Annotated in this window: 19 protein-coding genes; 2 read left to right on the top strand and 17 right to left on the bottom strand. The window is 58.5% G+C overall.

Going from position 1 to position 19,521, the window contains the following annotated elements:
* Positions 1 to 11: 11 nt before the first annotated feature.
* The 6 genes from BFV97_RS11635 to BFV97_RS11610 are packed head-to-tail and all read right to left on the bottom strand — an operon-like array spanning position 12 to position 5,661.
* Positions 12 to 854: an alpha/beta fold hydrolase gene (locus BFV97_RS11635; protein WP_069300541.1), complete on the bottom strand. Its 843-nt coding sequence runs from the start codon at positions 852 to 854 to the stop codon at positions 12 to 14.
* Complete coding sequence (locus BFV97_RS11630) at positions 851 to 1,933, bottom strand: branched-chain amino acid ABC transporter permease (RefSeq protein WP_069300540.1); 1,083 nt, start codon at positions 1,931 to 1,933, stop codon at positions 851 to 853. Before BFV97_RS11630 ends, BFV97_RS11635 begins: the two co-directional genes overlap by 4 nt.
* Positions 1,934 to 2,926 (bottom strand): branched-chain amino acid ABC transporter permease, encoded by a 993-nt coding sequence (locus BFV97_RS11625; protein WP_069300539.1) that lies wholly within the window; start codon positions 2,924 to 2,926, stop codon positions 1,934 to 1,936. It abuts the gene before it with no gap.
* Positions 2,927 to 2,934: 8 nt separating this feature from the next.
* On the bottom strand, positions 2,935 to 3,639 hold the full coding sequence (locus BFV97_RS11620; protein WP_069300538.1) for an ABC transporter ATP-binding protein: 705 nt from the start codon (positions 3,637 to 3,639) through the stop codon (positions 2,935 to 2,937).
* On the bottom strand, positions 3,636 to 4,403 hold the full coding sequence (locus BFV97_RS11615) for an ABC transporter ATP-binding protein (protein WP_069300537.1): 768 nt from the start codon (positions 4,401 to 4,403) through the stop codon (positions 3,636 to 3,638). Before BFV97_RS11615 ends, BFV97_RS11620 begins: the two co-directional genes overlap by 4 nt.
* 58 nt (positions 4,404 to 4,461) lie before the next feature.
* The gene (locus BFV97_RS11610) at positions 4,462 to 5,661 is read right to left on the bottom strand and encodes a substrate-binding domain-containing protein (RefSeq protein WP_069300536.1); all 1,200 of its coding nucleotides are present in this window, start codon (positions 5,659 to 5,661) and stop codon (positions 4,462 to 4,464) included.
* A gap of 112 nt (positions 5,662 to 5,773) precedes the next feature.
* Between BFV97_RS11610 and BFV97_RS11605 the strand changes: the two genes are divergently transcribed.
* On the top strand, positions 5,774 to 6,364 hold the full coding sequence (locus tag BFV97_RS11605) for a LuxR C-terminal-related transcriptional regulator (protein WP_245667723.1): 591 nt from the start codon (positions 5,774 to 5,776) through the stop codon (positions 6,362 to 6,364).
* 6 nt (positions 6,365 to 6,370) lie between these two features.
* Here the strand turns inward: BFV97_RS11605 and BFV97_RS11600 are convergent, their stop codons facing one another.
* The 4 genes from BFV97_RS11600 to BFV97_RS11585 all read right to left on the bottom strand — a co-directional run bounded on the left by BFV97_RS11600 (position 6,371) and on the right by BFV97_RS11585 (position 10,593).
* Positions 6,371 to 7,534 carry a mandelate racemase/muconate lactonizing enzyme family protein gene (locus BFV97_RS11600; RefSeq protein WP_069300534.1) on the bottom strand — a complete coding sequence of 388 codons (1,164 nt, stop codon included), beginning with the start codon at positions 7,532 to 7,534 and terminating at the stop codon, positions 6,371 to 6,373.
* A gap of 12 nt (positions 7,535 to 7,546) precedes the next feature.
* Positions 7,547 to 7,987 (bottom strand): homoprotocatechuate degradation operon regulator HpaR, encoded by a 441-nt coding sequence (hpaR, locus tag BFV97_RS11595; RefSeq protein ID WP_069300533.1) that lies wholly within the window; start codon positions 7,985 to 7,987, stop codon positions 7,547 to 7,549.
* Positions 7,988 to 8,097: 110 nt separating this feature from the next.
* A complete protein-coding gene (locus tag BFV97_RS11590; protein WP_069300532.1) occupies positions 8,098 to 9,261 on the bottom strand; it encodes an NAD(P)/FAD-dependent oxidoreductase in 1,164 nt (387 codons plus the stop codon).
* A gap of 126 nt (positions 9,262 to 9,387) precedes the next feature.
* On the bottom strand, positions 9,388 to 10,593 hold the full coding sequence (locus tag BFV97_RS11585; RefSeq protein WP_069300531.1) for an MFS transporter: 1,206 nt from the start codon (positions 10,591 to 10,593) through the stop codon (positions 9,388 to 9,390).
* Between the two features lie 164 nt (positions 10,594 to 10,757).
* Here BFV97_RS11585 and BFV97_RS11580 point away from each other — a divergent pair, with 164 nt between their 5' ends.
* Complete coding sequence (locus BFV97_RS11580) at positions 10,758 to 11,297, top strand: carboxymuconolactone decarboxylase family protein (protein ID WP_069300530.1); 540 nt, start codon at positions 10,758 to 10,760, stop codon at positions 11,295 to 11,297.
* On the opposite strand, the gene BFV97_RS11575 is transcribed toward BFV97_RS11580, so the two are convergent.
* The 7 genes from BFV97_RS11575 to BFV97_RS11545 form a co-directional block, all read right to left on the bottom strand.
* On the bottom strand, positions 11,294 to 12,220 hold the full coding sequence (locus BFV97_RS11575; RefSeq protein WP_069300529.1) for an AEC family transporter: 927 nt from the start codon (positions 12,218 to 12,220) through the stop codon (positions 11,294 to 11,296). The two genes, BFV97_RS11580 and BFV97_RS11575, sit on opposite strands and share 4 nt — an antisense overlap.
* 43 nt (positions 12,221 to 12,263) lie before the next feature.
* Positions 12,264 to 13,433 carry an acyl-CoA dehydrogenase family protein gene (locus tag BFV97_RS11570; RefSeq protein WP_069300528.1) on the bottom strand — a complete coding sequence of 390 codons (1,170 nt, stop codon included), beginning with the start codon at positions 13,431 to 13,433 and terminating at the stop codon, positions 12,264 to 12,266.
* A gap of 12 nt (positions 13,434 to 13,445) precedes the next feature.
* Positions 13,446 to 14,246, bottom strand: a complete 801-nt coding sequence (locus BFV97_RS11565; protein ID WP_069300527.1) for an oxepin-CoA hydrolase, alternative type — start codon at positions 14,244 to 14,246, stop codon at positions 13,446 to 13,448.
* Positions 14,247 to 14,248: 2 nt separating this feature from the next.
* A complete protein-coding gene (locus tag BFV97_RS11560; RefSeq protein WP_069300526.1) occupies positions 14,249 to 15,295 on the bottom strand; it encodes an acyl-CoA dehydrogenase family protein in 1,047 nt (348 codons plus the stop codon).
* 10 nt (positions 15,296 to 15,305) lie between these two features.
* Positions 15,306 to 16,484, bottom strand: coding sequence for an acyl-CoA dehydrogenase family protein (locus BFV97_RS11555; protein ID WP_069300525.1), 1,179 nt, complete (start codon positions 16,482 to 16,484; stop codon positions 15,306 to 15,308).
* Between the two features lie 77 nt (positions 16,485 to 16,561).
* Positions 16,562 to 17,587, bottom strand: coding sequence for a TAXI family TRAP transporter solute-binding subunit (locus BFV97_RS11550; protein ID WP_069300524.1), 1,026 nt, complete (start codon positions 17,585 to 17,587; stop codon positions 16,562 to 16,564).
* Between the two features lie 14 nt (positions 17,588 to 17,601).
* Positions 17,602 to 19,521 (bottom strand): TRAP transporter permease, encoded by a 1,920-nt coding sequence (locus BFV97_RS11545; protein ID WP_157888318.1) that lies wholly within the window; start codon positions 19,519 to 19,521, stop codon positions 17,602 to 17,604.

Genomic DNA, 19,521 nt, shown 5'->3' with positions numbered 1-19,521 from the left:
CCCTTTCGGGTTCAACACTCCGACAGTATGCCCCGAAGCACCATGGCGTCCTTGGCTCTCGACAGGCTGGGCGCATGGCCGCAGCTGGCAAATTCGGTCAGTTGCGGTTTTGGTCCGCTGGCACACATCCGCGCGGCAATCGCGGGGCTTAGCATATCGGACAGGCCGCCGCGCAGCACATGGGTCGGGACGGTTATCTGCTCCCATCGGGGCCAGCTTTGAAGCTCATTCGCGGAGGCGGAAAACTGGATGGTGATCGCCGGATCGTAATGCAACGTCAGGGCGCCAGTGGCGGTGCGCCGCAGAGAGGTGCGTGCCATGCGCTGCCAGTAACTGTCCCCTGCCGGACCAAAGGGATGATAGGCCCCGCGCAACCAGTTCTCACCTGCTTTATATCCGGCGAAACGGGGCAGGTCGCCCACATAGGACAGGATACGCTCTATGGTGGTTTTGGGAACTTCCGGTCCGATGTCGTTGATCATCAGCCGGTTGATCCGGTCCGCATCCCGCCCCGAGGCCAGACGCATTCCGATCAGTCCGCCCATCGACGTGCCCAACCATGACACCGTATCAAGCCCGTACACATCCAACAGATCCGCGCTGATACCGGCGTAATATTCGATGGAATATTCGGCCTCGGGGTTGGCAGACCAACTGGACAGGCCGCGCCCGATCATATCAGGGCAAAGCACGTAATAACGGTCGGAAAGCGCACGGGCCAGTTCGTCAAAATCCCGTCCCGTCCGCGCCATCGCATGGGACATAATCAGCGGCGGATTGGCCGGATCGCCCCATTCGGACACGTGGATTTCATGGTCCATCACCGGAACAAATGAAAAACGGGGTCCGGTCATCCGCGCCCCCCTTTCTGGGTGATCGTGCCGACGATGCCTTTGGGAAAGAAATAAACCAGCAGGATGAAAATGATCCCCAGCCAGAACAGCCAGCGGTCAGGGTTAAGCAGTTCTGGGAGCAGTGGAATGCTGGCGGTGGCATCGGCGGCAACACCCATCAGATCCCGCAGGTAATATTGCGCGATCACCATCAGAACCGCCCCGATAACCGCACCCCACATTGTGCCCATGCCCCCGATCACAACCATCAAAAGGATGTCGATCATAATGGCAAAGGACAGCGCGGTGTCGGGTCCGGTGTATTTCAACCAGACCGCGTAAACCGTTCCTGCAAGGCTCGCAATCGCGGCAGAAAGGCAAAACACAAAGGTCCGGTAGGCAACAACGCGGTAGCCAATCGCCTCGGCGCGGGCCTCGTTCTCGCGGATGGCCTTCAGGACTGTGCCAAGCGGCGAACCCACCACCCGCAACATAACGAGAAACAGGATCAGGCTGCTTGCAAAGACAAAGTAATAGGCCGCAAGCTTGCCGTTCAGTTTAACCCCGAAGAGGCGCAGCACCTTGCCGTTTTCGTCGGTCAGCAGTTTGAAAGAAGGTTTGAACACATCCGGAGCGCGGTAGGTTATCCCGTCCTCCCCGCCGGTGAAATGGGACAGTTGCGAGGCCAGAACCAGCGCGACAGAGGCGGCGGCCAGCGTGATCATCGCAAAGAAAATTGCCTTCACCCGCAGGCTCAGCAGGCCGATTGCCGTAGCCACCACAAGGGATACAAGCACACCCGCCAGACCGCCGAGGATTACAGCATCCCATCCCGGCCCCATCTGGCGCAGCAGGATCGCCGCACCGTAAGCGCCGAAGCCAAAGAACATGGTGTGGGCAAAACTGACGATACCTGTATAGCCGATGAGCAGGTCATAGCTCGCCACCAGCACGATAAAGACACAGATCCGCGCGGCGACTTCCAAGGCCCGCACGTCCTGAAACAGGAAGGGGGCGAAACACAGCAGGGCTGCAATCAGCAGGACAGCAGTTTTAACCGCAATGTCACCAACAGTGGGTTTAGAGACAGGAGCAGACATTTATTTCACCGCCGGACGCAGGCCGTTTGGCCGCCATAAAAGGATGATGGTCATCAGGATCATGTTGGACGCAAGCGCCAGTTTCGGTGCCAGAAAGCCTACATAATTCGCGGTTAGCCCCACCATGATCGCACCCAATAACGTGCCCTCGATCGACCCCAATCCGCCGATGATCACAACGATAAACACCACGATCATCATCTCACCGCCAAGGGCAGGGGTGATCAGGGTTTCATATCCCGCCCACATCGCACCGCCCACCGCAGCCAGTGCCGATCCGACCATGAAGACACCGATGAAAAGGCGGTCGATGCGAAAGCCGAGTGCTTCAACCATCTCGCGGTTCTCTACGCCTGCACGCACCAGCAGTCCGATGCGCGAGCGGTTCAGCACCAGATAAAGCCCGATAAAAGCGACGAGACCCAAGGCGAAGGCAAACAGGCGGTAAATTTCTACGCTGACATTCCCAAGAATGATGGCGCCTTCCAGAAAATGCGGCCGCAAGACAGTAATCGGTGTGCCACCCCAAAGGGCCAGAATGATCTGTTCGGATACGATCAATGCGCCCATCGTAATCAGGATCTGGCGCAGGTGATCATGGTACACAGGGCGGATAATCACGGATTCAAAGAACCACCCCGCCGCGAGGCCGAAAGAGATTGCCGCAAGCAGCGCAAACACCAGCGCCATAGAATTCAGGAACACGCTGTCGGCCCCGACCCAACCGCTCAATGCTGAAAGTACCGTAGCGGCCACGAAAGCGCCAAAGCTGATAAAGGCAGAATGACCGAAGTTCAGCACGTCCATCAGCCCGAAAATCAGGCTAAGCCCCGAGGCCATCAGGAACACCATCATCCCCATGGACAGCCCCGCTATTGTCAGCGTGGCCCAAGATGCCGGAGCGCCGATCAGCACAAACGCCCCGAGCGCGAGTCCGACGGGCAGCAGGTAAACTCCGCCCAAACGCCCTAAAATCTGTGAAAGGTTTTCCATGATACTCCTTAGGCAGACAGGCTCAGCAGCCGCTCTTGTAATTCCGTGTCAGCGGCAAAATCCGCCATTGTTCCCGCATGGGCCACCAACCCGTCGTCAATCACCGCCATGTCGCGCCCGATGCTTTTGGCAAAGTGAAAGTTCTGCTCCACCAGCAGGATCGTGGCGCTTTGGGAAATCTCGCGAAAGGCTTCGGCCATCGCCGCAACGATTGACGGGGCAAGCCCTTTGGTCGGTTCGTCAATCAGGATCAACGCGCGGGGTTCGATAATGGCGCGGGCCACCGCCAACATTTGTTTCTGCCCGCCAGACAGGCTCCACGCTTGTTTGGTCCAGAACTGCTCCAGTGCGGGAAACAGCGCGTAAATTCGTTTCAGGCGGGGTTGGTCAAATCGTCCTTTATCTGTGGCAAGGATCAGGTTTTCCTCTACCGTCAGACCGCCAAAGATGCCCATATTTTCCGGCACATAGGCAATCCCTTTGCGGGCAATGTCGGCCGTGTGCAATCCGGTAATATCCGCGCCTCGGAAGGTGACGGAACCGGGGGTCGGGCTCCACAGTCCCATGATGGATCGCAGAGTGGTGGTTTTACCCGCGCCATTGCGTCCCAAAAGGACAAAGACGCCGCCTTCGGGAACATCCAGCGTTACCCCGTGCAGCACGGCGTATTGGCCGATGTCGGTTTTCATATTGTTCAGGCTCAGAAGGGTCACGCGGTTTCCTCCGTTGCGGTGCCAAGATAGACATCCCGCACAATCTGGCTGGTCATCACCTCTTCGGGCGGACCGTCTGCCAGCAACTCGCCGTTGTGAAGCACGATGATCCGGTCGGCCAGTTTGCGCACCACGTCCATTTTGTGTTCCACCAGCAGCACGGTTTTCGTCGGGTCTGCCTTGATCTGGAAAATCAGGTGGAGCACATCCGGCGCATGATCCAGCGACATGCCCGCTGTGGGTTCGTCAAACATGTAAATATCCGGCTCCATCGCCATCAAAAGCGCTACTTCCAGCTTGCGCTGATCCCCGTGGGGCAGGGCGGCGGCTGTGGTATGGGCGACAGCGGACAGGCGGGTGGCCTCCAGATAGTGTTCTGCCTTTCGGGTCAGCTCGGTAAAGCTGTCGGCGCGACTTAATACGCGCCAGCCGTGGCCGGAACGGGCCTGTACCGCAAGGCGGATGTTCTCCAGAACGCTGAGTTGGGGAAACAGGTTGGTCAGTTGAAACGCCCGCCCGACCCCGAGGCGTGCACGGGCAGAGGGGGAAAGGCCAACAAGGTTTTGCCCGCCTTTGAGAACCTGACCGGAGGTCGCCGTTAACTGACCCGAGATCAGGTTGAAATAGGTGGTCTTACCCGCCCCGTTCGGACCGACAATGACGGTCAGTTCACCGGGATGAAAGGCGCAGGACACCTGATTGACGGCGACATGACCACCAAAACGAATGGTCAGATCCCGCGTGACGAGGGATGGTTCGGGCATGGATATAATTCCTGTTGTCAGGACCGGCGCAGCCTGTCGCGCGCCGGTCCTTTGGCAATCAGTCGTTGGTACGGCCTACGGGGATGTTCATCTCTGATGGCTCGATAATGCGCACCAGATCAGGGATCGCCCAGTCCACGTTCTCATCCACACGGATTTTGAAATGCACCATGGATTGCAGCGCCTGATGGTCTTCGGGACGGAAGGTCATTTCGCCTTTTGGTGTGTCCCAAGACATGCCTTCCATCGCCTTAATCAGATCTTCGGTTTCAAGGCTGGCGGCTGTCTCAATCGCTTTCACCACAGCCAGCGCTGCCGCCATACCACCAGCGGTAAAGAAATCCGGCGGGCCGTCAAAACGGGCCTGATGTTCCTTGACCAGCCAGTTGTTCACCGGATTATCGTAGGCTTCGTAGTAGTAATAAACGGCACCTTCCATACCCGGAAAACGTTTGTAGGTTGGCAGAACCGGCAGGATATGCCCGCCCATGGAAATCTCGATACCATAACGGCTCGGGTCCAGTGCCTGAATTTTACCCGGCGCATCGCCCCCACCCGCGATGTAAACGAGGATCACCTTACGGCCTTCCTTGTCTTTCAGCGCGTTGAACATCCGTTCGGCTGCGGCGGTGAAATCCGCGGTGCCTTGGGGGACGTATTCCTCTGTCACGACCGTGGCGCCCGTTCCTTCAAGGGCTGTTTTGAAGGCGGCGATACCGTCCTGACCAAAGGCGTAATCTTCCGCAATCGTGGCCACATAAAGGTTCTCGTCCGGCTTCAGCGCCAGCGCCTGTGCCTGCATGTCCATGCTGGAGTTGCGCGAGGTTTTGAAAACATAACGGTTGCTGTCCGGCCCTGTCAGGCTGTCTGCCACCGCCGGTTCAACGATCAGGATTTTCTCGTATTCCTCGGCAATGGGCAGCATACCTTTGGTCACGCCGGACGATGTTGCGCCCACAGCCAGCAGCACTTCGTCGTCGCCATAAGCCTCGGCCAGAACCGCGCGGGCCACATCCGGTTTGAACTGCGTGTCCTTGATAATCACTTCGATCGGGTGCCCTTTGACGGTGTTGGACCCCTCGGTGGCATATTCCAGACCCAGTTCAAATCCGGTCTGTGCCTGTTTGGAAAAGGCTTCAAAGCTGCTGCCGGACAAACCGTGGATCAGGGCGATTTTGATCGGGTCTTCTGCCCATGCAGCCCCTGCAAAGGCAGCCGCACCGGCCAGCGCTGCGGCCAGTCGAGTTAATGACTTCATAATATCCTCCCATAACGGGCCGCGCGGCTGTTGCCCTGCGCAGACCCGTTGTTTAGCTTGAACCCGAAGGTTCCCGCATTGAACCTCTTTGAACAAGATGGTGGAAATACGTATGTCATCGGAATTTGGCGATAACTCCCTGGCTGAGCTGGCTTTTATTCATGCTCCGGTAGGGCTTGTCGTCACCCAGAACCGCGTTATTCGCGAATGTAACGCCGCTTTTGCGCTGATGTTTGGCTATTCGCGGGACGAATTGCGCGACCAGTTGTTTTCGATCCTATACCCGTCACAAGAGGAGTTTGTGAACATCCGTGACCGCGGGGTGCAGCAGTTGCGGACTACCAACACCTATTGGGACGAACGGATCATGGCGCGTAAAGATGCCACCCTGTTCTGGTGCCGTGTGCGCGGCCATACTTTCACGCCGGAAAATCCGCTGGAACGGGCGGTCTGGAGCTTTGCCGATCTGTCTGCCGTGCGTCCCTATCTGCCCCTGACACGGCGGGAACGGGAAATCCTGAGCCATCTGTCAGACGGTCTGACCAGCAAGGAAATCGCGCTGAAGCTGGATATTTCCTATCGCACGGTAGAGGTCTACCGCGCCAAGCTTTTAAAGAAATTCGGGGTCAGCAATACCGGCGGGCTGTTCCATTCCCTTGGCGGTATCGACAGTGAACATGTGGTGTCTGGCAACCGGAAATAAGCTGGGTTATTCGGCCAGTTCGCGCATGACCTTGATCAGATCGGCCTTGCCCTCAAACCCGATGCCGACCAGTTCTGGCATGGTGATATGACCGTCAATCACCTCTACCCCGTCAGGAAACCCGCCATAAGGTTGGAACAGGTCGGGATAGCTTTCGTTACCGCCAAGCCCCAGCCCTGCCGCGATGTTAAGTGACATCTGATGCCCGCCATGGGGAATGCAGCGTTTCGGGGACCAGCCGAACTGTGCAAGCACATCAAGCGTGCGTTCGTATTCCACCAGCCCGTAAGACAGGGCGCAGTCAAATTGCAGCCAGTCCCGATCCGGCCGCATGCCGCCGTAGCGCAGCAGGTTGCGGGCGTCCTGATGGGAAAACAGGTTCTCGCCGGTGGCCATAGGGGCCGGATAGAATTCGGAGATCGCGGCCTGCAACGCATAGTCCAGTGGATCGCCGATTTCTTCGTACCAGAACAGCGGATAGCTCCGCAGCATCTTGGCGTAGGCGATAGCAGTTTCAAGATCGAAGCGGCCGTTGGCATCTACCGCCAGCTGCGCCTCGGTGCCGATTTCATCCAACACGGCTTCGATCCTGCGCTGGTCCTCGGCCAGTGATGCGCCGCCGATTTTCATCTTCACGACTGTATAGCCGCGATCCAGATAGCTGCGCATTTCGCGGCGCAAGGCGTTGTCGTCCTTACCCGGATAGTAATAGCCCCCCGCCGCATAGACAAAGACACGGGGGTCGGGCGTGATCCCCTTGCGCTCTGCCAGCAGGTGAAACAGTGGCTTTTCCGCGATTTTGGCAATCGCATCCCAAACCGCCATATCTAGCGTCCCAACCGCGACAGAGCGTTCGCCATGCCCTCCCGGTTTTTCGTTCTGCATCATGGCCGCCCAGATTTTGTGACCGTCGAGGTTGTCGCCGGTTTCATCCAGCAAACAGGCCGGATCAGCGGTCAGAATGCGGTCCCTGAAACGTTCGCGGATCAGCCCGCCTTGCCCGTAGCGCCCGTTGGAATTAAAGCCGTATCCAACCACAGGCCGACCGTCGCGAATAACGTCCGTGACCACGGCCACCAGACTGGCCGTCATTTTGGAGAAATCAATATAGGCGTTGCGGATCGGGGAAGCGATGGGCTTGGTGACTTCGACAATATCTATGATCCGCATGATGTTTCCGCCCTATTCGCTGCGATGACCCGGATCAAGCTGGCCAAGCAGGTCCAAGAGTTGTTCGTATTTCTCCTGCCCCAATCGGGCTTTGAAATCCGCAACGATTTGCACTGCTTCTTCGGTGCGGTCGTCGATGATTTTCTGGCCTTCGGGCGCGATTGCGACGATCTGCTTGCGCCGGTCCGTTGCGCTACGGGTTTGGGTAATTAACCCTTTGTCGCGCATGGTAGCGGCAATGCGTGTCAGGCTCGGGAACAGCAGACTGGCACGGTCTGCCAGTGTCGAGGAATCAAGCGCGCCATATTCCGCCAACACCCGCAGAACCCGCCACTGCTGCTCGGTGATTCCGGTGTCCGACAGCATCTCGCGGATCGGAATCATCACACCCTCGCGGGCGCGCATCAAGGCAATAGGCAGAGAGCGGGACGTGGAGGGAATTTTTGTCGTCATAGGAAAAACCGGTTATTGAATTACCTGTTCATTCTCTCTCTTTTTGTCAGATAAGACCAGCGGCTTTGCAGCAGGAAAGCGGATCTGGCGGAAAACTGTTCGTCTGATGATTATCGGGTGGAAATCAGGTTCTCGACGACCGGTCCTGCCTGTTGCGGAGAAAGCCGCCCCGGATCGAACCTGTGATCTGTCAAACAGCCCGGAACCGTTTTGCCCAGTGCCAGTGCGCTGGCCAGCTTGGCAGCGGCGGGAGCGGTTTGGATGCCATATCCCCCTTGTCCGGCCATCCAGAAAAAGCCTTCTACCCTGGTAGAAAATCCGATCACGGGTTCCTTGTCAGCGACAAAGCTGCGTAATCCTGCCCATTTATTTTCGATCCGGCGGATATCAATATCAAAGGCACTCATGATCCGGTCGGCGCAGATTGCAACGTCCATTTCATCGGGCTGGGCATCGCATGGCTCGCTCGGGGTTTCATCCGCCGGAGACAGCAGCAACCGCCCCGCATCGGGCTTCAGGTAGAACTGTTCGTCCACGTCGATGGTGATCGGTGCGTCGCGGCGGGTGAAGCCTGCGGGTTCCTGTATCATCATTGCAGTGCGGCGTTTCGGTTCCAATCCGATAATTTCCGCCCCCGCCAGTGCGCCGATCTTGTCGGCCCATGCACCTGCTGCGTTCACGACCAACGGCGCTTTGATCAAGCCGGCTTTGGTTTCAACGGTCCAGTCGGTGCCGTCATGCGTCAACGAGATCACTTCGGCATTTCGCAACAGGGTGCCGCTGCGGTGTTTGAACTGGCGCAAATAGCCTTGGTGCAGGGCAGCGACGTCAATATCCTGACCGCCCCGATCAAGCATGCCTGCTGTCGCGTAACCGGAGCGCAGCAAAGGTTGATGGTTCTGCATACCCGCTGCATCTAGGCGTTCTACCACTGTTTCACGGGAGGCCGTTTCAATCAGCGCGTCAAGTGCTCCACCCTGATCGTCCCGCGCGATCATCAGGATCTCGCGGGGTGTCAGCAACGGGCCATCACAGAACCCTGTGGGCGGCGCATCATAAAAAGCGCGGGACGCCCGTGTCAGGGCGCGCACGCCAGCCGGCCCATAGCTCGGGGCAAATACAGCGGCCGAGCGTCCGGTTGTGTGATAGCCGGGTTGGGACTCCATTTCAGCCAGCAAAACACTGCAGTGTTCGGACAGGCCAGCCGCAATTGACGCACCTGCGATCCCTGCGCCGATGACAATGACATCTACTGTGATGGATGTATTGGACATCAAAGCTTGACCCTTCGCAGCGATTCCTACGGTCGTCAAGCTATCCACCGGTTATCAAAAAGCAACAACGGATTCTCACATACGAAATTTACCCCCATCTAAGGGGAATTTAGCTAAGGTTTTCGGTTAAGGTGTCCGCCCCTTGCCGTCGTCCAGCCTTGGCAAGAACCATGTGGCCAGACCGGCAAGGGGCAGGAAAGAGCAGAACAGATAGACTGACTCCACCCCGTATCGGTCCGCCAGCCCGCCGAGCAAGGCCGCGGCGATTCCGCCCAAACCGAAGTTCAGGCCGTAAAACAATCCGCCGATCATCCCGATCCGGTTTGGCAGCAGGTCCATTGCGTAGATCAGGATCGACGCAAAGGCGCTGGCCATGATCAGATTGATCACCACAGTCAAAACGCCGGTCCAGAACAAATCCGCATAAGGCAGGATCAGGGTAAAGGGCAGCGGGCCGAGCACGGAGATCCAGATGATACGGTAACGCCCGATCCGGTCCCCCAGAACGCCGCCAATCAGAACGCCCGCTGCTGCGGCCAGCAAAAAGATGAACAGCATGATCTGCGCAGAGGGGATAGACAGGCCGAACTGTTCGATCAGATAGAAGGTGTAATAGGAGCGGAAGCTCTCGTTATAGGTGTTCTTGGTGAACATCAGGAAGGTCAGCACGAACAGACCGATGCCAATGGTTACAGGCCCGTGGCGGGGGCCGCCCTGCGCCGCGCTGCTGCTGGTTCGCAGACGGGCAAACTCTGCACTGATACTACGCTGTTTGCTGCCGATCCATGTCAGGAACATCATTGCCATCAACGCAAGCACCGCAAATCCCGCAAGGCTCGGCTGGCCCCAAGGCACGATAATCAGCGCTGCAAAAACAGGACCGAGCGCACCGCCTGCCTGTCCGCCCACCTGAAAAATGCCCTGCGCCAGCCCCTGCCGTCCGCCAGAGGCATAGCGTGCCATGCGCGTGGCCTCGGGGTGGAAGATGGACGATCCGATGCCGATCAGGGCCACCGACACCAGAATAGTGCCATAGCTCGGCGCATAGGCCAGACAAACCAGACCGGACAGGGTGAACATCATCCCCACCACCGGCGAATAGGGGGCGGGGTGTTTGTCGGTGATCATCCCGATCACCGGCTGCAACATCGCACCCGCGACCTGAAACGTCAGGGTAATCATACCGATCTGGGTGAAATCCAGCCCGTAGGCGTCTTTCAGGATCGGATAGGACGCCGGAATAAGCGATTGCATCAGATCGTTCAGCAGATGGGTAATCCCCAGAATAACCAGCACGGCGAGGTGTGTTCTGGGGCGGGAGAGAGCTGTCATGGAGAGGCCACCTTATATTACCGGGCACGGTTCAGCGTAACGAACCACAAGCCCCCGCCTTTCACAAGTGCCTCAAATCGAAGGGCGCTGCTGGTGGTGGGAAACCGTGTTTCCCTGCAGTGCGGTTCAGGGTAGGGAAGACAGCAGCACAGAAAGGAAACGCCATGACGAAGTCCCCCTGCCCACCCGTAACCGATGCGGACTGGCCCGAAGAAATTACCGACCTGCGGGACGGATTTGCAGGCAGGTTGAATGTTTATCGTACGATGGCGCATCACCCCGAACTGCTTGCGGCTTGGGCGCCGTTGCGTCAGCATGTGGTCAAGGACAGCCAGCTTGGGGCGATCCGCTCGGAAATCGTGATCCTGCGCACGGGTCTACGGCTCGGTTCGGGTTATGAATGGGCCCATCACGTCAGCCGCGCCCGTGCGCTTGGCATGACGGACGCGCGGATTGCAGCGGTGCGGGACATGCCAGAGGGCGAAGACGGGTTGATCGTGCGGGCGGTGGATGCCCTGATTGACGACAAAAAACTGTCGCCTGCGCAGGAAGCCGAACTTGCCAAGGCCATCGGGCGCAAGGCGGTGATTGATCTGATCGCAACGGTCGGGTTTTATTCCGTGCTCGGTTATCTATTGCAGACCTATGACACGCCGATCGACGATGACATCGCAGCAGAACTGGCGCAAAACCCGCTCGACTAGCCCAGAACCACAGCGCCGATGGCGAGAGTGAGCGGGATGGTAAAGAAGGCCATCGCGGTTTGCACGGTGATGATCGCATTCATCACCGGCACATCGCCGCCGGTCTCGGACGCCAAAGCAACCGAGGATGGCGCTGTTGGCACCGCAGCAAAGAGCAGCAGGATCATCATTTCCTGAAAGCCGAGCCCGAAGGGCATTAGCAGTACGAAGAACGGAAACAGCACAAAACGCCCGAAAACCGACAGGCCAAGCGGAGCGATCCCCGCCCGCAAGCCCCGCACCTTCAACCCTGCCCCGACACAGAGCAGCATCAAAGGCAGCGCCACCGCGCCAAGCATAGCCGTCGTGTCATGCAGGATCGGAATGCGGCCGGGCACCAGAAAATTCACTGCCAGACCTGCGGAAATGGACAGGATGAACGGGTTCTGCACAAGATCGCGCAGCACCTGTTTCAGCATGGACCGCTCACCCCGATCCTCTTTCATCAGTAGAAGCGCTGGCACGATAGACAGGTTCGTCACCATCGCCAGAACCGCAGAGGCCAGCGCCGCCAGCGACAGTCCCTCGGTGCCATAAAGGTTCTCGGCCAGCGCCAGGGCCATAAAGGAATTATGCCGGACCGCCCCTTGCAGGGCAGAGCCCCGCGTAGGCGCAGGCGTGCGCAGCCAGCGGGTGATCACAAGGATGATTGCACCGACGATAAAGAATGCGCCGCACAGGGTGATGGCAAAGGGCAGCATCAAGCCGATGTCGATTTCTGCGGTGGAAAGCTTGTAAAACAACAGCGCGGGGATCAGCACCCAATAGCCGAGCCGCGCCCCGTGTCTCCAGAAACTTTCCTCAACAATACCCGCCCGCCGCAGCAGGTTCCCCAGTATCACCAGCACAAAAACCGGCGCGATGGCGAAGGCGAGATCGCTCACCCGAGGCTCCGGTCGATTGGTTGGTTAAAGGGGAAGGTTCTGGTCACGCTGCACTGTCTTCTTTACGCCTGCGCTGCATCTGGCGCACGATATTCAACTGGTGGATCTGGCTTGTGCCTTCATAAAGACGGAATAGCCGCACGTCGCGGTAGTAGCGTTCGATTGAACTGTGGTCGGCAACGTATCCGGCGCCACCAAACACCTGAACGCAGCGGTCTGCAACCCGTCCGCACATCTCTGATGCAAAATATTTGCAGATCGACGCCTCAAGCGCGATGTCTTTGCCCGCGTCCCGCGCCCGTGCGGTTGATAGCACCAGTTGGCGGGCAGCCTCGATTTCAGCGCGGCAATCCGCCAGCAGGGCTGCAACCAGTTGGAAATCCACAATCTTCTGCCCCGATTGCTGTCGGGTGCAGGCGTGATCCATCGCCATATCCAGCATCCGGATCGCAGGACCGGTACAAAGGGCTGCCAGATGGATGCGTTGTTTGTTCAACACTTTCATCGCTGTCTTGAAACCGGTGCCTTCGGTTTGTCCCAGCAGGTTTTCTGCGGGCACGATACAGTCGTTGAAATAGACCTCCCCGACGGGCGATCCGCTCTGCCCCATCATCTTGTAAGGCGCACCTGTGGACAGGCCGTCAAAGCCCCGTTCCACGATGAAGGCAGACACACCTTTCGCGCCCTTGCTGTCCGGATCAGTGCGGGCGAACACAGTGAACACATCCGCAATCGGGGCGTTGGTGATGTAGCGTTTCATACCGTTCAGCACGTAATGATCCCCGACACGCTGCGCTGTGGTTTCGATGTTGCTTGCCTCTGATCCGGCGTTCGGTTCGGTCAGCGCCAGACACCCCGTCAGTTCCCCCCGCGCCATAGCAGGCAGGTATTTTTGTTTCTGCGCGTCCGTCCCATCCGCGACCAGTGCTTCAGAGCCGATCCCCGTGTTGGTGCCAACGCGGGCGCGGTAGGCCACGGCACATTGGGACAGTTCCATCGCGCCCATGACCAGTTCCTCGGTGGTCAGTCCTGCGCCGCCGTATTCTTTCGGGATGGACCAGCCGAAAAAGCCGCGTTCTGCCATGTCTGCCACAATTTCAGCGGGGACTTCATTGGCTTCTGCCACGCGGTCTTCGTTCGGATGGGCCACATCGCGCACCCAAGCGTGAACATCTGACAGCAACCTGTCGAGTTTTGTTTTGTCGGTAATCATGACCTTAACCCGCTATCCCTTGTCCGTAAAATCCGGTTTGCGTTTTTCCAGAAAAGCAGCCAGCCCTTCGGCGGCTTCATCCCCGTAGCGGGCGGCATTGATGCCTTTGGCCTCTAGCACCAGTTGGCTGGCCAGATCGTTATGGGGAGCGGCAGCGATTTCCGCCTTGATAACCGCCATCGCCCCAACCGCGCCTGCGGCCAGTGATGCCGCCAGTTTCTGTGCCGCCTCCAGCGCACCGCCCGGTGAGGCGATACTGTTGACGAGACCCAAATTATACAGGCGTGTCGCCTCGACAGGGCGCCCTGTGAGGCACATTTCAGAGACAAGCTGACGGGGCAGGCCCTCGCTCAGGAAATGGGTGATACCACCATCCGGTGCCAGTCCGACTTTGACATAGGCCACGGTGAATTTCGCATCCTCTGCTGCAACAATCATGTCACAAGCCAGCGCAAGGGACGCGCCCGCCCCTGCTGCTCCGCCTTCCACGGCAGCAATAACAGGCGTGGGGCAATTTCGGATCGACAGGATCATCGAATTTAGCGCATCCGTGTTGCGGGACACATCCGCAAGGCTGCTCTCCGCGCTTTTGCGCAGGTTGGCGATGTTGCCACCGGAGCTGAAAAATCCGTAAAGACCGGTCAGCACGATTGCGCGGACGCTGGGATCATTGCCAGCGTTAATGATGGCGGTCTGCACGTCCTTATAGACCGAAGGCGAAATACTGTTACGGGTCTTTGCGCCGTCCAGAGACAGGATCAGAACGCTGCCGTTCCGTTCGGTGCGGACTTCGGTTTCGGGTGGGGTGTTCATGTTCAGGCGACGTCCTTTTCTTGTCCTGTTACGTTGAGTTCCGCACGGGTTTCCTCTGCGATCAACCGGGCGAGCCTTGCGCCATGGCTGGCGCTACTGCCGTTCAGAATATCCGCGACAATCACCCGTTTGGCCAGCGCGCCGAGCGGATACTCCTCGGTCACACCGATGCCACCGTGAAGCTGGATGGCCGAGGCGATGCAATCCCGCATCCGCCCGCCAAGATAGCGTTTCACCGATGAAACGGCCCGCTTCCGCATCGCAACATCATCACTGTCACAGGTTTTGGCGGCGAGATGAACCAGAGACAGGAAATGCTCGGTGTCGTGGTAAATATCCACCATCGCGTGCTGCAATGCCTGAAAGCTGCAAAGGGTTTTGCCGAATTGTTTGCGTGTTCTGAGGTACTCTTGTGTCATATCCCGAATAGCGCACAACGCACCAAGCGCATCTGCCGCAAATGCCATCGCCGCCGCATCACAAAGCCATGCGTGCAAACCGGCTGTTGAGCCGCCGACGGACCCTTGAGTCAATTCTACCTGCTGAAAGTGAAGATCCGCCGCACCGCGCCCGTCGAGCAGTTCGTAAACTTCACGGGACAAGCCCTTGGCGTCAACAGGTAGCGCAACAAGACGGTCATCGGGCAGGCACAGCAGCAGCGTGTTCGCCACATCAGCGCCGGGTGCGACTTTGACCAAGCCGCTCAACCGTCCGTCTACGAGGTGCAAGTCGCTCTCCGCAAGGACCAGACTAATTTCGCCGTCCGGCACGGCAGGGGCCGTAGTGCCCGCGCGGGTCAGGGCCAGACCGGGCAGGGCGGCGGCACCGATCAGTGGTTCGGGGGCGCCGCTGGCACCGGCCGCGCAAAGAACCGGAACCAGATCAGAGCAACCCGCGCCAAATCCGCCAAAGTCTTCAGGCCATGTCAGGCGCAGCAGTTCCAGTTCGCCCAGTTCCTGCCAGACCCTGCGTGGTTCATTGGCGGCGGCAAATACTTTGGCGAAACTGTCTGCGATCATCTGTTGTTCGCTGTTGGGTGTAAAATCCATCACGCTCTCCTCAAAGCCCGAGTGTCTGTTTGGCGACGATGTTTTTCATCACCTCGCTGGAACCGCCAAAGATTGTGAAGGCGCGGGAGGTCAGCCAGCCGTGCACGCCGTAACCGTCCCCTTTCCCGCCGCCCGCTGCGCGATCCGCCCGCCACGGGGCGGCATCGGCACCAGCCGCTTCCATCGACAGTTCCTGAATCCGCTGCTGGATTTCAGAGCCGCGCAATTTCAGCAAGGACGACAGCGGGCCGACCTCTTGTCCCGGTTTGATACCAGCAAGCATGCGCAGGTTGGTGACTTCCTGCGCCAGAAAATCCGCTTCCAGATCGGCCAGTTTCGCACCAAAAACCGGATCGTCAATCAAGGCCACGCCATCGACAGTCCGATCCCGCGCCAGCCGTTTAAGCAGGGACATCTCGGCCTTGCTCTGCCCGACATTGGCGATGCTGACCCGTTCATTGCCCAGCAAGAACTTCGCACAGGTCCAGCCCTTGTTTTCTTCACCGACCAGAAGGTTTGCAGGAACGCGCACGTCCTCCAGAAAGACTTCGTTTACGTGGTGATCGCCGTCAATCGTGCGGATCGGGCGCACGGTGACACCGGGGCTGTTGAGGTCGATCAACAGCATCGAAATTCCGGCTTGTGGTTTTTCCGCCTGCGGGTCGGTGCGCACCAGCGTGAACATCCAGTTGGCGTGTTGTGCTGTCGTCGTCCATGTTTTCTGACCGTTCACGATGTAATCCTCACCGTCCCGCACGGCGCGGGTTTTGAGGCTGGCGAGATCGGACCCGGCGCCGGGTTCGGAAAAGCCCTGACACCAGTAATCTTCGGCAGAAAGGATGCGGGGCAGGAACCTTTGTTTCTGTTCATCCGTGCCAAAGCGCATCAGAACGGGACCGATCATCTTTAGCCCGAAGGGGCGCAGACGCGGGGCGCCGGCCATCATCGCTTCGGAGTCGAATATATACTGCTGCATCGGCGTCCAGCCGGTGCCGCCATGTTCCATCGGCCAATGGGCTGCGACCCAACCCTTTTGCGCAAGTATCTTGTGCCAGCGGATCATTTGTTCCCAACTGTGACGCTTGAAGTTGAAAAAGGTTTCCGACAGTTCCTGTGGCAGATGGCTGTTCAGAAAGGCGCGGACGTCATCGCGAAACGCGATATCCGCTTTGGTGTAGAAAAGGTCCATGTCCGGTCTCTCAGCAGGCTTGGGCGGTCAAATAGTCCCTGCGGCACAGGCCGCGCCGCAGGGGGTGCGGTAAAGGTTTATTTCGCTTCCGGCGGGATCAGGTCTTCGGGAACCTCGATACCGATTTCGCGGTAGTATTTCAGCGCCCCCACATGCAGCGGCGCATTCATCTGGTTCAGCGCGTTTTCCGGGGTGATGATCTCCATCCACTTGGCCGCTGCCACCAGATCGGCGCTGTTTTCAAAGATGGATTTGGTGATGTTGTAGGCGACGTCCTCGGACATCCATTTGTTGGTGCCAAGCCCAACGATAGAACTGACCATACGCACCGGTTCCTCGTTCACCTGACCGGAATAGGTGCCCGGCTGAAGAAAGTCGAATTCCCGTCCCGGAACGTTCGAGGCGGCTTTCACACCGTCACTTTCGATCTTGTCGTCCGGTATGCCAAGCACACGGAATTTGCCAAGGGCGGACAACTGCTGCAATTCGGAACTCGGGATCGGGGTAGGTACAAAGTAGACATCAAGCTGACGGTCCTGAAAGGCTTGCTCGGCAGAGGCCCAATCAAGGTTCACCGGCTCAAAGTCGTCATTTTCCTTGAACCCTGTCACACCTTCGATCACTTGCGTGATAACGGTGCGGCCTGCACTGGATGGCGGGCCGATAAAGACCTTCTTACCCTTAATGTCCTGCATGCTGTTGATGCCGGAATCCGCCCAAGCGATCCCGTGATAGGCGCCCAGTGGATAATTCAGGATGCTGCGCAGATTGCCAAAAAGCTCTGGCGCGTTGGCCATGTCTTTATACATCCGCGTCCCGTTTTTCAGGTAGCCGTTGATGGACACCGCCGTGACGAACAGTTCAAGCTGCTGGTTTGCCGCCTCGACAGCCTGACGGACCGCAGAAGACCCTGTGGAAAGCTGCGTTGAATATCCGTGTTCCTTTTTGATGATCTGCGATGCCGCAATGGAAAACACTGTCGTTGGCGAAGCCTGACCGAGTGACGCCATGCGCAATGTCTCGGCTTGTGCGGCCACACCGGCGAGCAGCAGGCCCGCCCCTGTGGCCACCGCCAGCGCTGTGGTTTTAATCGTTTGTTTCATCCTGATAGTCCTCCCTAGGATTTGATATTTGATGTTGGAATTGCGGCACCACTCCCGTTGGTGCCAATGCGGCCTGGCAGAACCAGTATCCCGATTGCAATCAGGATCAGCGCGTATTGAAGAAGCGGTATCTGCACCACCAGACCGGCAGCGATTGCGATGCGCAGGGCACGGCTGGCTGGTGTCAGGCGTTCGGCGGCAAAGCCGACCAGCCCCGTGTTCAGCAACCAGATAGCAAGCGCCAGTGCCACGCAGACCCGCATAAAGCCGAGGGGATCAAACTCTCCGATCAGCAAAAGCGACGGCTCGTAGACAAAGATGAACGGGATCACAAAGCCGACCAGTGCAAGGCGGACCGCCACGAATGCGGTGCGCATCGGATTGGATTGCGCAATCGGGGCCGCAGCAAAGGCGCCAATGGCCACGGGCGGTGTGATCGCGGAGAGCACACCAAAGTAAAAGACAAACATATGCACGGCGAGCGTTTCAGCGCCCAGTTTGGTCATGACAGGGCCAAGCACCAGCACAATGATCAGATAGGCGGGCAGGGTCGGCATCCCCATCCCCAGCACAAGGCAGGCAAATGCAGTGACCAGCAGGGAACCGAACAGCCATGTCTCGCTGAAGGTAGAGATGATCGAGGCAAAGGTAAGGCCAAGCCCGGTGAGGTTCAGCACGCCAAGGATGATCCCGATACAGCCAACTGCTACCAGAATGGCCGCGCAGGACTTGCCTGCCTTGGCCGCAATCTGGAAATAGCGCGTCAGGTCGCGGCGGTTGTCCTTGCGAAACAGGCCAAGCACGAGCGCGAGGATCACCGCAACGAAACCGGCCATCGCGGGGGAACGTCCCGTCACCAGCACAGCCACAATCGCAAGGATCGGCAGGGCAAATTGCAGGGACGCGATATAATCCGCGCGGTTCAGGCGGATGCGCTCTTCCTTGGGGATCGGCTGGATGCCATTGGCGGCGGCCTGCACGGAAATCGCTGCAAACAGGGAGCCGTAGAAAAACAGCGCCGGGATCAACGCGGCGAGCGCGATGGTCACATAAAGCTCGCCCGTCAGATCGGCCATTAGAAAGGCAGCAGCCCCCATGACCGGCGGCACAATCTGCCCGCCGGTAGAGGCCGCCGCCTCAATCCCGCCCGCCATCGCCGGAGAAAACCCGCGCCGCTTGATCATCGGGATTGTAAAGGAGCCGGAGCCGACAACATTGGCCGTTACACTGCCGGACATGGACCCGAACAGCGCACTGGCCACAACCGCCGAATGGGCCGGACCGCCCCGTGTACCGCCCGTCAACGCCACCGAGGTACGGATCAGCGCATCGCTGGCGCCGGTGCCTTCAAGGATCAGACCAAAGACCACAAACACCAGAACGACGCGGATCACAACGCCGGTCGGCATGCCAAAGACACCCTGATAGCCGTACCAGATATTCTGCATGGCGCGGTTCAGATCAACGCCCGCATGGTTCAGGAAACCGGGCAGCACATAGCCATAAAAACAATAGGCCAGCATCAGCGCGGCAATAATGACAATAGGCAGACCGAACAGCCTGCGGGTTGCCTCCAGCAGCACAACACTGCCGCCAAGGGCAATCCACGCATCATAAGGCGTGAAGATATAAAAGGTCAGGGCGGTCAGTCGCTCTACTTCGGTGAAGCGTATCGCAGCGACAATGACCAGCGCGATCAACGCCATATCTATTATGCCCCCGAAAATGCGTTTGGCTTTGGGGGCGTCCAGCTCTGTGAACAGCGGATTGGCCAGAAGCGTAATCACGACCGCCGCCCCAAGCAGCATGTTGCGCCCGAATGCGATGTCCCACGGACCGGCATAGGCCACATAGACCGATTGAACTGCAAGCAGCGCCGAAAGGGTGGCTGCAATGAACAGGGCGATGTTTCTGGGGGTGAGGGATCTGGTCAT

It is taken from the genome of Neptunicoccus sediminis (genome assembly GCF_001719615.1).
GTDB lineage: Bacteria > Pseudomonadota > Alphaproteobacteria > Rhodobacterales > Rhodobacteraceae > Amylibacter > Amylibacter sediminis.
Note: the sequence above shows the minus strand (reverse complement) of the source record. Positions and strands in the feature narration are given on the sequence as shown.

Bases quoted from the DNA above. Each gene is read 5' to 3' on its own strand.
- BFV97_RS11635 (WP_069300541.1), bottom strand. From the start codon at position 854: ATGACCGGACCCCGTTTTTCATTTGTTCCGGTGATGGACCATGAAATC.
- BFV97_RS11630 (WP_069300540.1), bottom strand. From the start codon at position 1,933: ATGTCTGCTCCTGTCTCTAAACCCACTGTTGGTGACATTGCGGTTAAA.
- BFV97_RS11625 (WP_069300539.1), bottom strand. From the start codon at position 2,926: ATGGAAAACCTTTCACAGATTTTAGGGCGTTTGGGCGGAGTTTACCTG.
- BFV97_RS11615 (WP_069300537.1), bottom strand. From the start codon at position 4,403: ATGCCCGAACCATCCCTCGTCACGCGGGATCTGACCATTCGTTTTGGT.
- BFV97_RS11610 (WP_069300536.1), bottom strand. From the start codon at position 5,661: ATGAAGTCATTAACTCGACTGGCCGCAGCGCTGGCCGGTGCGGCTGCC.
- BFV97_RS11605 (WP_245667723.1), top strand. From the start codon at position 5,774: ATGTCATCGGAATTTGGCGATAACTCCCTGGCTGAGCTGGCTTTTATT.
- BFV97_RS11600 (WP_069300534.1), bottom strand. From the start codon at position 7,534: ATGCGGATCATAGATATTGTCGAAGTCACCAAGCCCATCGCTTCCCCG.
- hpaR (WP_069300533.1), bottom strand. From the start codon at position 7,987: ATGACGACAAAAATTCCCTCCACGTCCCGCTCTCTGCCTATTGCCTTG.
- BFV97_RS11590 (WP_069300532.1), bottom strand. From the start codon at position 9,261: ATGTCCAATACATCCATCACAGTAGATGTCATTGTCATCGGCGCAGGG.
- BFV97_RS11585 (WP_069300531.1), bottom strand. From the start codon at position 10,593: ATGACAGCTCTCTCCCGCCCCAGAACACACCTCGCCGTGCTGGTTATT.
- BFV97_RS11580 (WP_069300530.1), top strand. From the start codon at position 10,758: ATGACGAAGTCCCCCTGCCCACCCGTAACCGATGCGGACTGGCCCGAA.
- BFV97_RS11570 (WP_069300528.1), bottom strand. From the start codon at position 13,433: ATGATTACCGACAAAACAAAACTCGACAGGTTGCTGTCAGATGTTCAC.
- BFV97_RS11565 (WP_069300527.1), bottom strand. From the start codon at position 14,246: ATGAACACCCCACCCGAAACCGAAGTCCGCACCGAACGGAACGGCAGC.
- BFV97_RS11560 (WP_069300526.1), bottom strand. From the start codon at position 15,295: ATGGATTTTACACCCAACAGCGAACAACAGATGATCGCAGACAGTTTC.
- BFV97_RS11555 (WP_069300525.1), bottom strand. From the start codon at position 16,484: ATGGACCTTTTCTACACCAAAGCGGATATCGCGTTTCGCGATGACGTC.
- BFV97_RS11550 (WP_069300524.1), bottom strand. From the start codon at position 17,587: ATGAAACAAACGATTAAAACCACAGCGCTGGCGGTGGCCACAGGGGCG.
- BFV97_RS11545 (WP_157888318.1), bottom strand. From the start codon at position 19,521: ATGACCAGATCCCTCACCCCCAGAAACATCGCCCTGTTCATTGCAGCC.